The sequence below is a fragment of the Saccharopolyspora shandongensis genome (genome assembly GCF_900106995.1).
In the GTDB taxonomy this organism is placed as follows: domain Bacteria; phylum Actinomycetota; class Actinomycetes; order Mycobacteriales; family Pseudonocardiaceae; genus Saccharopolyspora; species Saccharopolyspora shandongensis.
The window spans coordinates 116,613-131,483 of the sequence record NZ_FNOK01000024.1 but is presented as its reverse complement, the minus strand read 5'-3'; the positions used below and the strand labels follow the sequence as shown (position 1 = coordinate 131,483).

Here is a 14,871-nt window from a genome sequence, read left to right as displayed (position 1 = left end):
CGCCAGCACCCACTGCGGCACAGGGGCGAACAGCGACCAGTAGTGCGCATACAGGGCGATCGCGGTGATGTCGGCGATACCGGTGGTCGCCCAGTTCACGAAATACATCCAGCCGGCGACGTAAGCGCCCTTCTCCCCCATGAACTCGCGCGCGTAGGACACGAACGCACCCGAGGAAGGCCGATACAGGATCAGCTCGCCCAGCGCCCGCACCACGAAGAACGCGAACACGCCGCACACGGCGTAGGCGATCGCCAGCGCGGGCCCGGCCGTCGCCAGCCGCCCTCCCGCGCCCATGAACAGGCCGGTACCGATCGCACCGCCAATCGCGATCATGTTGATGTGCCTGGCTTTGAGGGCCTTGCTGTACCCCTCATCACCGGCGTCGACAGGCGCCTGAGCACTGCGCTCGTCGTCGCCTTGCAGGATTTGCGTCACTGATCCTCGTCTCCGATTTGAGAACTCCGCCGGAACGCAGCGGGGTGCCCGCGCAACGAGCGATTCCCGGCAGAGCCCACGAGCCAGCTGTTCGGCGCATTCCACCAGCCGTAAAGACCCAAGTCGAGTCCACGAAACCTTCGCTTCCCAAAAGGGCAACCTGCGGAGCACTCGCGACCGACGTCTGACGCGGTGGTAGAGTTCGGAACCTTTTGCATCAGGCCGTTTCTGGCGAGCCCGTCCGCACGGATGACGTGCCGCGAAGGCTCGACGACGAGCCTCCGCACGCACCCGGACCTGCGTCTTCTTGGCGCTCGGCCGAATCGCGGACTTTCCTGCGATCGAAAGGCTTTCGGGCCCGAACCCGGCCGCTGCGGCCGACTTGGAGACAACGTTTCAGAAACGGTAGAGCACCGAAACGTGGAGAAACAGACAGAACTCCGCCGCTGCCCCGGACATCGAGCGGATCAAAGACTGCACGCAAGACCCATGAATAGGGACATCGACCGGCACCGAAATCCCGCCGGACACACCCCTGACCGTCGACGCCCTGCCACCGACGCGGATTTGGTGCAGACCATTCGGCCGAGAACCGCTGCGATCGCGCGATTTCCGGCCCGCCGCACGTCAACTGTCCACTGTGGCCTATCAGGAATAGGGCCGCACGCAGCGGAGCTCGCCGACGCGCCTGGTCAGACCTCACCCCTGGCGCCGGCCAGCAGTTCCGCAAGCGCTTCGGCGACGTCCTGCACCGGCGGACCGGTGAGGGTCCACGCCTTCCCGTCGGCGCGGAAGGGATACCAAAGACCATCCTGACCGAGGCGCAGCTGCACCCCGCGATCCCCGAGCGTCCACCTGTTGCGCCACACCCGAACCTCCGGCAATTCGCCGAGGCCGACGTCCCGCCATGCTTCGTCGATCTCCGCCTGGGCGCGGGCCGATGCGTCGCGGGGCGGCGTCCACGCGTCTTCCAGCGCGGTCAGACCAGTCTTCCCGGCCAGCTTCCAGGCGTGCACGGCGCGGGCGAAGTCCACCGGCCGGGCGGCGGCACGGCCCGCTCGTTCGGTCAGGTCGTCCCGATCGGCCCGGGCGGCGAGCCGCACCGCGTCGGCCCACTGATCCGGCTCACCCACGGGCACCCCAGCCAGCAGCGAACGCGCCCGGTCCGCCGCATCCGCGGCGAGCACCGCGATCGCGGCCGCGGCGACCGGCGGTTCTTCGACGTCGACGTCCGCCAGCAAAGAAGCCAGGTCCAGCGGAGCCGCCGACACCGGCCCCGGCGGGTCGGGCAAGGCCGACGGCTGAGCCGACCACGCCTCCGCCGCAGGCGTTCCCGCCGCGGAGGCAGCAGCGCTCGCGTCCACGGCACGACGGGCGTTGCGCCGGTGCAACTCCTCGGTCAGCTCGTCCTCGCCCCGGCCGCGGACCAGCAGCAGCACGAACGGATCCCGGTCGAGCAGCCAGGAGACCTGGTAGGCCAAGGCCGCCGCGTGCCGGCACGGGCTGTCCCAGCCTGGGCAACCGCAATCGGGGTCGAGATCGCCGTAGCTCGGCAGCAAGCGCACGTCCGCGCCGTCGGCCGCTCGGACCAGTTCGCGCGGCATGTCGCGGTCGAGGAGCGCGGCGATGTGCCCGGCGTTGCCTGCGACCTTGTCCAGGAACCGGTCCCAGCCGGCGTCGGACAGCTCGCGGAACCCGATCACCGTGGTGTGCGGGCGGTAGTGGTCGCCGTCGTGCACCGGGGCCGAGATCCGGCCGGGGCTGACGGTGATCGCGCCTACCTGACCGGCGAACGCGTACTTGCGGCCCTTCTTGAGCTGCTCCGGGTCGAGCGCGGTGTCCTCCATCGCCTCGATCCAGGCGTTGCCCCACCAGGTGTCGGCGAACTTCTTGCCGTACCGCTTGCCCGGCGGGAACGCGGGGAAGGTGATCGCACGCCGGTGCGGATCGACCTCGTCGGCCGCGTCCTCCTCGTCCTCGTCGTCGAAGGCGATCAGGAACTCGTCGTAGTCGTCGTAACCGGGCACGTCAGGCGCTCCTCAACTCGACCAGCCGCCGCAGCTCCGCGTCGGAAAGCTCGCTGAGCGCGGCTTCGCCGCCGCCCAGGACGGCGTCGGCCAGCTCCTTCTTGCTCTCCAGCAGGACGGCGATGCGTTCCTCCAGCGTTCCCCCGGCGATCAGGCGGTGCACCTGGACCGGCTTGGTCTGGCCGATCCGGTACGCGCGGTCCGTCGCCTGCTCCTCGACCGCGGGGTTCCACCAGCGGTCGTAGTGCACGACGTGGTCGGCACGGGTGAGGTTGAGACCGGTGCCGGCCGCCTTGAGCGACAGCAGGAAGACCGGCACTTCACCCGCCTGGAACCGGCGCACCATTTCGTCGCGGCGGGCCACCGGGGTGCCGCCGTGCAGCAGCTGGGTGGGCACGCCGCGGTCCGCCAGGTGTTTTTCCAGCAGCCTGGCCATCTGCACGTACTGGGTGAACACGAGCACCGCGCCGCCCTCGGCGACGATGGTGTCGACCAGTTCGTCCAGCAGCTGCAGCTTCTCCGAGCGAGCGGCCGAGGGACTGGCGCTCTCCTTCAGGTAGTGCGCCGGGTGGTTGCACACCTGCTTGAGGCCGACCAGCAACTTGAGCACCAGACCGCGGCGGGCGATCTTGGTCCTGCTGTCCCGGATCTCGGACATCACCCCCCGCACCACGCTCTCGTAGAGGGCGACCTGTTCCGGCGTGAGCTCGACGAGGTGGTCGGTCTCGGTCTTAGGCGGCAGCTCGGGGGCGATTCCCGGGTCGGACTTGCGGCGCCGCAACAGGAACGGCCGCACTAACCGGGAAAGTCGTTGCGCGGTCGGGTTGTCCCGCTCGTCCTCGACCGAACGCGCCCACCCGGCCCGGAAATCCCCGATCCGGCCGAGCAGACCGGGCGTGGTCCAGTCGAGGATCGCCCACAGCTCGGCGAGGTTGTTCTCCACCGGAGTACCGGTCATCGCGACCCGCGCGGACGCGGGGATCTCGCGCAACGCCTTGGCGGTACCGCTCAACCGGTTCTTGACGTGCTGCGCCTCGTCCGCGACCACCATCCCCCACCGGTGCTCGGCGAGGGCCGCCGCGTCGACGCGCATGGTGCCGTACGTGGTGAGCACGAAGCCGCCGTCGAGCCCGGCCAGCGACCGCGAGGCCCCGTGGAACCGGCGCACCGGCGTGCCCGGGGCGAACTTCTCGATCTCCCGCTCCCAGTTGCCCAGCAACGACGCGGGGCAGACGACGAGTGTCGCGCCCGCCGCCCGGCGCAGGTGCAGCGCGATCAGCATGATCGTCTTGCCCAGGCCCATGTCGTCGGCGAGGCAACCGCCGAACCCCAGCGCGGTCATCCGGTGCAGCCACCGCAGACCCCGCTGCTGGTAGTCGCGCAGCGTGGCGTGCAGCGCCGCGGGTTGGCCGAGCGGTTCGGGGCCGCCGTCGGGATCCGCCACCTGCTCCACCAGCGCGCCCAGCCAACCGGACGCGACCGCTTCGACGCGGACGCTTTCGAGCTCCGCGCTGCCGATCAACGCGATGCCGAGGCCTTCGTACGCCCGCACCGGCGGCAGGGCCCGTTCGCGCGCCTTGCGCGCCAGCTCCGGCTCCACCAGCAGCCATTGCTCGCGCATCCGCACCACTGGCCCGCTTTTGGCCACGACGTCCATCTCGACGTCCGTGAGCGGCTCACCGGCGAGCGTGAGCTGCCAGCTCAGCGGCAGCGGCGAGGATTCGCGCAGGAAGGCGGCGACGTCCCGAGGCCGCTTGCCAGGCGCCGATACGACAACCCGTGCGTTGAGCTCCCGGGACAGCTCCGGTGGCCACTCGATGTCGATCCCGGCCCCGGCCAACCGCGCCTCGGCCCCGCCGAGCAGGTCTTCGACGTCCTCGTCGACGAGTTCCAGCTCGACCGGCTCGGCCTCGGCGAGCAGGCTCTCCAGCGGCGACCAGATCCGGGCGGCGCGGCGCAACGCGAGCATGGCCTCGAACGTCGCGCGCTCGCCGAACCCGTTGCCCTCCCCCGCCCACAGCGCCTGGGCGTCCACGACCTGAGTGGGATCGGCGAGGTTCCGAAGCCGGACCACCGCGGTGAACGGGCTCGTGCCGAACTCGCCGCGGACTTCGAGGCGCAATGCGACCCGGAGCCCGGCATCCACGCCCACGGCGACCTGCTGCGCCCACTCGCGGAGGTCCGCGTCGGCCGCCGTGTGATCGTCAGTGGCGTAGCGCGGATCGCCCGTGAGCCACACCGCGCCGAGCGTGCGCGGCATCGTGTCGGCGACCGCGTCGAGGAACCCGCGCAACAGCCGCTCCGGCTCTGGCAGCACGAGCGGTTCGGCAGCCGGATCCAACGGGATCGCCCGCGCGCTCGCCGGCATCGCGACGGCCAGCGCGCGGAGCCGTTCGACGTCGGCGACGTCGAACGGCCCGATCCGCCAGGCATCGACCCCGTCGGGCGAGACGCCGGGCAGGACGCGGCCACGGGCGACCAGGTGCAATGCCAGCACGGCCGCGGCGGAGTGGAAGGCCGCCGATGGATGCGCCTCGCGCTCGTCGCGCATCGCCACGAGCAACGGCAGGCCCTGGGCCACCGCTATCCGGCGGGCAGGCACTCGACGAGCGACGACCGCGTCGTCCTCGACCAGGGTGACAACCGGCTCGGCGGGTTCCCCCAAGGTCAGGTCGGCCGGGAGCGGACCACCGCCCGGATCGTGGACGACGAACGCGCCCGCCCGCGGCGGATCCCCCGGATCGAACACCACCGCGCACTGCCCCAGCCGCACCCGCGCCTCCTCCCGCACCAGCCTCTCGGTACAGAGTACCGTATGCCGTACGGTCAGGGTTCGATGTTCACCGGCTCATCGGCGGACGCCGGGAGACGGACCGGGCCGAGCGTCGGGCGCTTCGCCTCGCGGCCATCGCCCGAGGAACGGCCGAGCATGCGGCGAACGAGCCACGGCCCGACGAAGCCCGCCACCCACCGAAGCTCCGCCTCGGCTACGCGCCACGCCGGCAATTCCTGTTGCGCCGGAAGGGCTTCACTCCACGCGGCGTCACTGCCCGGCAATTCCAGGGCGTGGGCGACGGCGGCCGCCAGCCGCGTGTGGCCGAGGGCGTTGAGGTGCAGCCGATCGCCGCTCCACAGCCGAGGATCGGATGTCACATCGTGGGCCGAGAGGTCCGCGACCACCGCCCCGTGGCGTTGCGCGGCCGCCCGGATCCGGTCGTTGAAGTCCCGGGTCCGCGCGGTGAGCAGCCGCCCGGCCGGCAAGCGCCGCCCGGGGTCGGGATAGGTGAAGGTGACGACAGTAGCCCCGGTGTCCGCGAGGGAGCCGAGCATGTGTCCGATGTGGCCGCTCACGGCCGCGGCATCGAAGCCGGGGCGGATCAGGTCGTTCACCCCGGCCATGACGGTGACCAGGTCCGGGGACTGTGCGAGCGCCGGGGACAACTGCTCCGCGCGCACCTCGTGGGCGAGTCGCCCACGCACGGCCAAGTTCGCGTACAGGAGGTTCGGGTTCACGACGGCGAGGTGTTCGGCCAGGCGGTCCGCCCAGCCGCGGTAACCCCGCGCGTCATCGCCGTCGTTGAGCCCTTCTGTCTGGCTGTCGCCGAGCGCCACGAACCGGGAATAACGAGGAGTGCGGTCATCCCTGGACATCGGCACCCGCCCTGGCCCGCAGCACCGCGGCGGTCTCGTTGCACCAGTCGCGGTTCTCGCTCTCGAACCGCCGCCCCCGCAAGCACGTCAGGTAGGGGCCGATCTTCGCAGCGCTCGCGAGGAATTCCGCTTCGTCGAGATCACCCCGCATCTTGCGCAGGAGCTTGTCGAAGAGCTCGATCTTCGCCTCGGCGATCGCCGCACGCTCTTCGAGCTGGCCGATCATCACGGCCGCGTCGACCGAATCGGCCGCCGCGACCTTGACCAGGAGATCGTCGCGGATGAACGACGGCTTGGACGGAGCGGCGGCGAACCGCCGAAGCTCGGCCAGACCCGCGTCCGTGACCGCGAACAGCCTCTTGTTCGGCCGGGCCTCCTGCACGACCTCGCGGCCGGAGACCAGCCCGTCCTGCTCCAACTTCGCCAACTCGGCGTAGAGCTGCTGCGGCAGCGCGTGCCAGAAGTTGGCCATCCCGACGTCGAACGCCTTCGCCAGCTGGTAACCGCTGAACTCGCCGTCCAGCAACGCCGCCAGCACCGCATGCCGCAAGGCCATCGCACATCACTCCCTAGCCGAGGCCGTCCAGCGCCACTATAGTCAATTTTAAGACTAATCATATCCTTGACCAAGGAGCCCGCGTGAATACCATCGACCGCTTCCGCACCGCGGTGGAAGAGCGCGACGTCGACGCGCTGGAGGCGCTGTTCGCGCCCGAGCCGAGGTTCTTCAGCCCGATCAAGTTCACCCCGTTCGAAGGGCGAACCATGGTCCTAGGCGTCTTCGGCGTCCTCCTGCGGCGCGTCTTCGAGGAGTTCCGCTACGTCGGCGAGCTGCACGGCACGGCGGAAACCGCGGCGGGCGAAGCGGCGGACTCCCACGTGCTGATCTTCCGCTCGGTGGTGAACGGCAAGCAGATCCACGGAATCGACCTGATCCAACTGGACGAAGAGGGCCTGATCGAAGAGTTCACGGTCATGGTCCGCCCCCTGAGCGCGGTAACCACCCTAGGAGCAGCGGTACACGCAGCCCTCGTCGCAGAAGGCCTGCTCCCCGGCCAAAGCTGATGCCAGCCGAAACGGCCGGTCTGGAAACCTCGGCCGCGCAGCACGTTCTGAACCAGGCCCGCAATGTTCGCTGCCCGCCGCGGCCGGTCTGTCACCCCGGCATGCTTTCGGCCCGGATCGCACCGATGGATTCCGGCGACACGCCGGAACGGCGGTTCGGCTCAGTGCGCGAAAGGACGGTTCGACATCACCGTGCGCACAACCGGTCCAATGCCGACTGGCTCTCCTCGTCCGCGGCGCGGTAGATCAACAACCGCTGGTCCGGATCTTGAAGTGGCATCAGCACTTCGAAATGCACGGCGATCACACCGACGTCGGGATGCCGGATCACCTTGCGCCCGCGGCCGTTGACCTTGACGTCTCGCTCGGCCCACAATCGCGCGAATTCCTCGTCACGAGTGGTGAATTCGGCGATGAGGTCGGTCAACGCCCGATCATCCGGATGCGCGGCCCACGCAGCGCGCAGGTGGGCGATCCCCTCCCGCACTACGCGTTCGCGGTCGACGTAGAACTCACGCATCTGCGGATGCATCAGGCACAGCCACATCGAATTGCGCTGCGCTGGCGGCAAGGTGTCGAAATCCAGTAGCAGCCTGGCCATTTCGCCGTTCCAGGCCAGGATGTCGTAGCGGTGGTTCATCAGCATGGCAGGCAGCGGCGACAGGTCGGCGACCAGCCGAGCCAGCGGCGGCGCCGCAGTGGTGGCGGGCTTGTCGGCATTGCGGGGGCGCTGCCGGGCCAGGTCGAAGAGGTAGGCGCGTTCGTCGGGGGCCAGGCGCAGCGCCCCGGACAGCGCCTCCACCACGTCCGCCGAGGGCCGCAACCCTCGGCCCTGTTCCAGCCGCACGATGTAGTCGATGCTGACCCCGGCCAGTTCGGCGACCTCTTCGCGGCGCAATCCCGGGGTCCGCCGGGCCTGCCGACGCGACGGCAGGCCGAAATCGTGCGGGTCCAGACGTTCGCGCCGGGTCCGCAGGAACGCGGCCAGCTCCTGTGTCCTGTCCACGGTGCGGGTCATCGGGTTCGATCCTACAGCCAGGGTAGGACTGGCGTTCCCAGGAACTTCTTTCCCTTATCCCCGGCTCGCGGCGTTCGCAGACTCGTTCTCGACAACGGATCGCGAGCACAGGAGGACACGATGTCGCTCACCCTCGACACCTACCGGCTGCTGGGCCGCTCCGGGCTGCGGGTCTCACCGCTGGCGCTGGGCGCGGCGACCTTCGGCACCGAGTGGGGCTGGGGCGCCGAGCAGGACGAGGCACGCAAGCTGTTCGACCGCTACGTCGAGCGCGGCGGCAACTTCATCGACACCGCCAGCACCTACACCAATGGCAGTTCCGAGCGCCTGCTGGGCGAATTCACCCGCGACAACCGCGAAAGCCTGGTGCTCGCAACGAAGTACTCGACGCTGCGCCGGCCCGGCGATCCGAACTCCGGGGGCAATCACCGCAAGACCCTGTTCGCGTCGGTGGAAGCCAGCCTGCGACAGCTGAACACGGACTACCTCGATCTGTTCTACCTGCACTTGTGGGATTTCACGACGCCGGTCGAGGAGATCCTGCGCGGCATGGACGATCTGGTCCGGCAGGGCAAGGTCCTGTACGTGGCGATCTCCAACGCCCCGGCCTGGCAGGTGTCGCGCATGCAGGCGATCGCCGGCCTGCGCGGCTGGTCACCGCTGGTCGCGCTGCAGATCGAGTACAACCTGATCGAGCGCACCGGGGAACGCGACCTGATCCCCATGGCACGCGAGATGGGGTTGGGAGTGATCCCGTGGTCACCGCTGGCCGGCGGCGTGCTCACCGGCAAGTACAGCCGCGACGACCTGGCAGCGACGAACGCCGCATTCGACGACGGCACCCGCAAGAGCGTCACCATCGCCAACGGTGCGCTCACCGAACGCAACCTCGCCATCGTGGACGTGGTAAAGGAGGTCGCCACGGAGCTGGGCCGCACGCCCGCCCAGGTCGGGCTTGCCTGGACCCTGCAGAACCCGGGTGTGACGGCACCGATCATCGGCGCGCGCACCCCCGCGCAGCTGGAGGACAATCTGGGCGCTCTGGAGGTCGACTTCACCGCCGCCCAACTGGCCCGCCTCGACGAGGCCAGCGCGATCGGACTCGGCTTCCCGCACGACATGCTCGCCCGCGACACGACCCGCGCGTTGACCCGCGGCGACCTGAAGGTCGAAACCCGCCGCTGATACCGGATCGAGCGCCGAGGACGGTACTACCGCCGTCCTCGGCGCGTTCATCGGCACACCTCTGCCGTGGATGTGGGTGCAGTGCCGCGAACGTCACCCGGTAGTCGACGGCGAGTGTGGCGGCCACGCGGCCCAGGCCCGCGTCAACGGCCGTCAGTGCCGTGGCTGTTCATGCCGGCGGCCACTTTCCCGGCGGCGCGAGACCGGAACTCCCGCCGCTGCGGCGAGAATCCCCGACGTGCGCGCCTCATCACACCCGCGCCGCCTGCCGTGCCGAGAGCCATCACGCGCTACCTGTCGACGTCCGCGACTTCGGCTGCCGCCGTGCTGTGGGATGGGATCGGCTGGGCGAACGGCATGTCCTCCGGGAGGAGTTGGGTCAGGTCGGACGTGGCGACCGCCGGGGAGGCCGCCAGGCGGGATGCTTGGTGGTCGACGATCAGTTCGAAGGTCTTGCGCGCCGTCCTCCCGTTTCCGAAGGTGGCGTCCTTGGGCATTTCGTCGAAGTAGCGCAGGAGCAGTTCCGCGGCTCGTTCGTCGAGCCGGTAGTCGTGTCTCGAGCACTGCTGCCGGACGATGGTGACCAGCTCCGCCGCGGAGTAGTTGGGGAACTCGATGGTCCGGCTGAACCGGGACTCCAAGCCCGGGTTGGTGGCCAGGAAGTCCGCCATCTCCCGGGAGTAGCCGGCGACGATGACCACCGCCTCGTCGCGGTGGTCCTCCATGAGCTTGACCAGCGTGTCGATCGCCTCGCGGCCGAAGTCCGGGCCGGTGCCACCGGACTGCGCGCTCAACGTGTACGCCTCGTCGATGAACAGCACGCCCCCGATCGCCTCGCGGAACGCCTCCGTCGTCTTGATCGCCGTGCCACCGACGATCTGCGCCACGAGATCGGCCCGCGCGACCTCCACCAGGTGGCCGGACTCGAGGACGCCGAGCCCCGCCAGGATCGCACCGTAGAGCCGGGCCACGGTGGTCTTGCCGGTGCCAGGTGCGCCCGCGAAGACCAGGTGCCTGCTCATCGGCGGGGCGGAAAGCCCCGCCTCCACCCGCAGCTTGGCCATCCGGTTGAGGTTGACCAGGGTGGCCACCTCGCGCTTGACGTTCTCGAGGCCGACCAGGGCCTGGAGTTCCTCTGCCGGACTGTTTTCCGCAGCTCTTCCGCTGCGTGGTGCCGCGGGTTCCGCCGGAACGGCCGCGGCGGGCACGGCTTGCGCGGTGCCGAAGGCGTCCGCGACACCGTTGCCGCTGCTGCTGACGTTCTCGACGGCGATCGACGTCGACACCACCTGCTGGCGCAGGCCCGATCCACCGTTCTCGCGCAACGAGCAATCCCGCACGACGACGTCACGATCCGTGGCGACGCGGATGCCGTCACCATCGTTGCCGTGGAGTTCGCAGTCGGACATCCGCGCCTTCGCCGCGGCGGCGATGTGGACGCCGTGGCCGCCGCCTGCTCGGATCCGGCACCGGGTCAGCACCCCCGAAGCGCCGTCGGCGAGGACCACCCCGTCGCCACCGCAGCCGTGCAGGTCGCCGTCCTCCGCGGTGAGCGTCCCGCCGGAGACGGCGATCCCCGGCCCGCCCACAGCCCGCACGACGCATCCCCGAAGCAGGGCATGTCCGTCCGCGACGACCTCCACGGCCGCCCGTTGGGCGCGTTCGACCTCCAGCGCTTCGAAGCGGGCGTTGGCGCCGCGGACCACGATGCCGTTGTGCGCGCAGTCGCGAATCGCCAGGCCGTGCAGCACGGCCTCCTCCTTGGAGGTGAGCTGGACGCCGTCGTCCCGGCAAGCCCGCACTTCGAGCCCGTGGAACTCCACAGTGGATCGTTGTTCCACCGCGACGCCGGTACCCTCCACATCGGACACTCGGCAGTCCTGCAGCACCGCGGTCGACGTGCCGGCGAACCGCATGCCATACCGCGCGCTACGACGCACATCGCAGTCCCGCAACGAGAGACGACCGGTCCCTTCCGCGAGGAACGCCTCGGCGGCAGAACTCTCGACCGCGCACTCGGTGAGGTCGACCAGGCCGGTCGTCTTCAGGAAGAAACCGAGGCCCGCCGCATCGCGGACCGATATCCGCCGGAGGACAGCCGTCGCGTGGTCCTCCACGGCCACCGCGGGTTTGTCGCCGCAGTCGGCTATCCCGGAATCCACGGCCGTGAACTCCGCGTGCCCGCTCAGGTAGAAGCCGTTCCCGCCGCTCTTCCGGACGGTGCTGCCGCGCACGTCCAGCAGTCCGCGCTCGGCCACCACGACGGCCGAGGTGCCGAGGTCCTCGAAGGTCGAGTTGTGCACCGAACTCCCGGCTTGCGAGGTGACCACCACGCCCGCCCCGGACGGGTTGCTGAGCAGCGAGTCGCGGAGCACCAGGCCTCCGGTGCCGTGCGCGAAAGCGGCCGCCCAAGAATCACCGCGGACGGCGCATTCCACCATGACCAGGCGTCCCGCGCCCACGACGACCGGCGCCTGCTCCGCGTCGGTGCCCTCCAGTTCGATGCCGCTGAGCGCGACCGCGGCCGCCACCTCCACCACGACACCGGTATCAGAGCTGATCAGCACCGTTCCCGGGCCGTCTTCGGCCACGATCGTGACATCCCTGGTCAGGACCAGGTTCTCGCGGTAGCGACCGGGTGCCACGCTGATCGTCGCACCCTCGGGTGCCGCGTGGACGGCTTGCCGAACGGTGCGGAAGCCACCCGGCACCACCTGGGAAACCGAGATCATCTGCGGTCCTCTTCTCCTGCCCGCGGCGGCGCGGGTCGTCACGCCGTCGTCTCCGTCACTCGGCCCTCCAACCAGGCGGCGGCCAGTTCGACCCGGGTTCGGCAGCCGGTGCGGGCGAAGATCCTCGTCAGGTGGCTTTCGACGGTCTTCTCGCTGATCTCCAGGACGGCGGCGATCTGCCGATTGGTGCAGCCGTCGCTGACCAGCTGCGCCACCCTGGCCTCGATTCGCGCGAAGGAATCGTCCCGGCTGCGTTGCCTGGGCAGCCACACCCCGCGCCGCCGCATCGCCCCGACGAGGTTCGCGCGGCTGCGCGACGAGCCGTGCCGCTTGGTCAACGCGTACAGCTCCGCCATCCAGGGCTGCGGGTCCTCGCTGAGATCGCTCAGCAGCAGGCAGGCCCGGGCCACCGAATGCGCGTCCCCGCGTTCCCGCGCCAGGTGCACGCATTCGACGGTCTTGGCCCGGTCGTGCCGGACGAGGCCGTGCGCGAGCAGCACCGCGGTGCGCGTCGAACCGGACCGGACCACGTCGTCGAGTTCTTCCAGCTCCGCCAGCAGGGTTTCGGCCATGGCCTGATCGCCTTCGCGGGTCGAGCAGTCGATCAGCCGGCCGAGCAGCTTCTCCAGCCCGGACGTGCGTCCCCAACTGCGGTGCTGGCGGTACTCCCGCCATCCGAGGCCGATCGCCGCGGCGGTCCTGCCGGAGCGGTAGCGCAGGCCGCAGCGCGCCCAGCTCACCAGGTGGCCACCGAGCATCTGGTGCGAAGAGCCCTGCAACCATCGCGCCGCGCGGCCGAAATCGCCGCCGTCGGCGCAGATCTCGCCGGCCAGCACTCGCGCGAGGCACCGCACCGGGGAGCCGCGGCGGTCCTGGTCGCGCGCCTCCATCCTGCGCGCGAGCGACAACGCGCGCTCGCGGTCGCCCGCCTGGTAAGCCCGCAGCATCCGCTGGTAGTCGGCGACGTCGTTGTGCTCGGCCAACTCGTACCGCACACCGAGCGCGCCGCCCAGGACCGTGGCGAAATCACCGTGCGCGGCGGCCTCGCGCAGGTCATCGGCAGCCATCCGCCGCAGCCCGGGCCAACTCCCGACAGCCCGGCGGAACGACCGATGATCACCGGTGAGCGCGCCCATCGACGCGAGGAGTTCCGCCGCCGTGGTGCGGGATTCCGACATCGCCTGGAGCAGCCCCGCCGCGGCGCGCCAGTCCGCCCTGGAAACCGAGTCCAGGAGGGATTCCGCGAAGCCCTCGGGCAGGGGCACTCCGGCGGCCCGCAGGTCGGCAACGGACTCCGGTAGCACGTCGGTGCGCCATTCGTGCAGCATCACTCCGATCCAGGCCGTCAGGACCTCGTCCAGCACCGGACGATCCGGATGCGTTCGATCCGGCGCTGCGGCAAGGGTTTCCGGGAGGAGCCGGCGCACTTCTGCTTGGAGCTGATCGAACCTCGCCACCGCAATCCGCGCCCGCACGTGATCGCGCAGCGATCGCGGGACGGCCACCACCGCGCGATTCGTCCGGGTCTCCCCGGATTCGGCCGGCGAGCCGCTCTCACCTTCGACGGCACGCAGCCGGCGTGCCAGCGCTGCCCGGCATTCGCCGACGAGCTCCTCGTCCGCCATCGCCCGCGCCGCGGCGGCCAGTGCCGGGACCGCGAACGACACCGAATCCCCGGACCCGGACAAGTCGAGGACCCCGTCGGCGATGAGCTCATCGAGCAGCAGGCCGGTTTCCCCGAGGTCGGCCCCCGCCACCTCGACCAAGTCCGAGAGGTGTGCCAGGGCCAAGGGGCTCCGCGCCGAGAGCATCGCCGCCAACGCGGCCCCCGACGCGTCTTGCCGCAACGGTCGCACCGACCGGTGATCAGCGGGTACGGCTATCTCCGCGTCCCGCTCGGCCAAGCACCAGTGCTCGTCGACCACGACCAGTCGTCGCTCGGCCAACAGCGAGAACAGGGTCGGCAAGACGGTGCCGGGATTGCGGAACAGCGGTCCCAGCGCCGCGCGCAGCGCCTCGATCACCCCGATGTCGAGCGGGAATCGCGGCGTCCGCCGGGCGAGCACGGTGCGGACGTCCGCGTCCGGCAGCGGTGCGAGCTCGATGGTTTCGGAAACCAGCACGTCCAGCGGAGTGGGGCGCCCACGGCGGGAGGCGAAGACCACCGCCGCTCCCGCGGCGCACACCATCTCGGCGATCGTCACCAACGCGGTTCCGGAAACCGAGTCGGCGCTGTCCACGTCATCGATGACGACGACACCGCCGCGCGGCCCGCCGACCGCCTGGGCCAGTGCGCGCCCGACCTCGTGGGCGAGCGCCAGCACGTTGCCGCCCGTCCGGAACCCGGAACGCAGGTCGGTCGCGGCGGCGATGCTTTCGAGCAGGCGCGGGCACGCGGCCAGGTCGAACTGCTCCCGGACGGCATCGAGCAGCGCATCCACGGTCCCCAACGGTCGTTGGCGGCCGGCCGTCGTCTTGACGACGGGAATGCCGTCCCGCGCCCAGTCCGCGCAGGCCGCGTCCAGCAGCGCTGTCCTGCCGCCCCCCGCGTCGCCGCGGACCTCCACGACGACGCGCCGGCGGACGTTCTCCACCAGCGCTGCCCGCTCTCCGTCCCTGCCTACGAGCGCTCCACCCTCCCGGATCATCTTCCCCTTCCTCCCGCTCGAGAAATCGCCGCCCGCCAACTGCCGTCCGGACGTCTCCGGGGGAACGGAAGCAGGGCACCCGCACGCGTGGCAACGCCTCCCGCCTT

The 14,871-nt window shown here is 70.4% G+C and carries 10 protein-coding genes; 2 read left to right on the top strand and 8 right to left on the bottom strand.

Annotated elements, in window-relative coordinates; all coding sequences use genetic code 11:
* The 5 genes from BLW84_RS24370 to BLW84_RS24350 form a co-directional block, all read right to left on the bottom strand.
* A partial coding sequence (locus tag BLW84_RS24370) for an amino acid permease (protein WP_245761343.1) occupies nucleotides 1–336 on the bottom strand: 336 nt, incomplete at its 3' end.
* A 794-nt stretch (nucleotides 337–1,130) separates the two neighbouring features.
* Nucleotides 1,131–2,465: an SWIM zinc finger family protein gene (locus BLW84_RS24365; RefSeq protein ID WP_093269254.1), complete on the bottom strand. Its 1,335-nt coding sequence runs from the start codon at nucleotides 2,463–2,465 to the stop codon at nucleotides 1,131–1,133.
* A gap of 1 nt (nucleotide 2,466) precedes the next feature.
* Nucleotides 2,467–5,016 carry a DEAD/DEAH box helicase gene (locus BLW84_RS24360; RefSeq protein WP_218157448.1) on the bottom strand — a complete coding sequence of 850 codons (2,550 nt, stop codon included), beginning with the start codon at nucleotides 5,014–5,016 and terminating at the stop codon, nucleotides 2,467–2,469.
* Nucleotides 5,017–5,291: 275 nt separating this feature from the next.
* Nucleotides 5,292–6,116 carry an SGNH/GDSL hydrolase family protein gene (locus tag BLW84_RS24355; RefSeq protein ID WP_093269268.1) on the bottom strand — a complete coding sequence of 275 codons (825 nt, stop codon included), beginning with the start codon at nucleotides 6,114–6,116 and terminating at the stop codon, nucleotides 5,292–5,294.
* The gene (locus tag BLW84_RS24350; RefSeq protein WP_093269251.1) at nucleotides 6,103–6,672 is read right to left on the bottom strand and encodes a PadR family transcriptional regulator; all 570 of its coding nucleotides are present in this window, start codon (nucleotides 6,670–6,672) and stop codon (nucleotides 6,103–6,105) included. Before BLW84_RS24350 ends, BLW84_RS24355 begins: the two co-directional genes overlap by 14 nt.
* A gap of 83 nt (nucleotides 6,673–6,755) precedes the next feature.
* On the opposite strand from BLW84_RS24350, the gene BLW84_RS24345 reads away from it, so the two are divergent.
* A complete protein-coding gene (locus tag BLW84_RS24345) occupies nucleotides 6,756–7,181 on the top strand; it encodes a nuclear transport factor 2 family protein (RefSeq protein ID WP_093269249.1) in 426 nt (141 codons plus the stop codon).
* A gap of 187 nt (nucleotides 7,182–7,368) precedes the next feature.
* Here the strand turns inward: BLW84_RS24345 and BLW84_RS24340 are convergent, their stop codons facing one another.
* On the bottom strand, nucleotides 7,369–8,199 hold the full coding sequence (locus BLW84_RS24340) for a helix-turn-helix transcriptional regulator (protein WP_093269246.1): 831 nt from the start codon (nucleotides 8,197–8,199) through the stop codon (nucleotides 7,369–7,371).
* A gap of 120 nt (nucleotides 8,200–8,319) precedes the next feature.
* Here BLW84_RS24340 and BLW84_RS24335 point away from each other — a divergent pair, with 120 nt between their 5' ends.
* On the top strand, nucleotides 8,320–9,384 hold the full coding sequence (locus BLW84_RS24335) for an aldo/keto reductase (protein ID WP_093269244.1): 1,065 nt from the start codon (nucleotides 8,320–8,322) through the stop codon (nucleotides 9,382–9,384).
* Between the two features lie 290 nt (nucleotides 9,385–9,674).
* On the opposite strand, the gene BLW84_RS24330 is transcribed toward BLW84_RS24335, so the two are convergent.
* The gene (locus BLW84_RS24330) at nucleotides 9,675–12,116 is read right to left on the bottom strand and encodes a right-handed parallel beta-helix repeat-containing protein (protein WP_093269241.1); all 2,442 of its coding nucleotides are present in this window, start codon (nucleotides 12,114–12,116) and stop codon (nucleotides 9,675–9,677) included.
* 38 nt (nucleotides 12,117–12,154) lie between these two features.
* The gene (locus tag BLW84_RS24325) at nucleotides 12,155–14,764 is read right to left on the bottom strand and encodes a helix-turn-helix transcriptional regulator (RefSeq protein WP_143061090.1); all 2,610 of its coding nucleotides are present in this window, start codon (nucleotides 14,762–14,764) and stop codon (nucleotides 12,155–12,157) included.
* Nucleotides 14,765–14,871 lie beyond the last annotated feature (107 nt).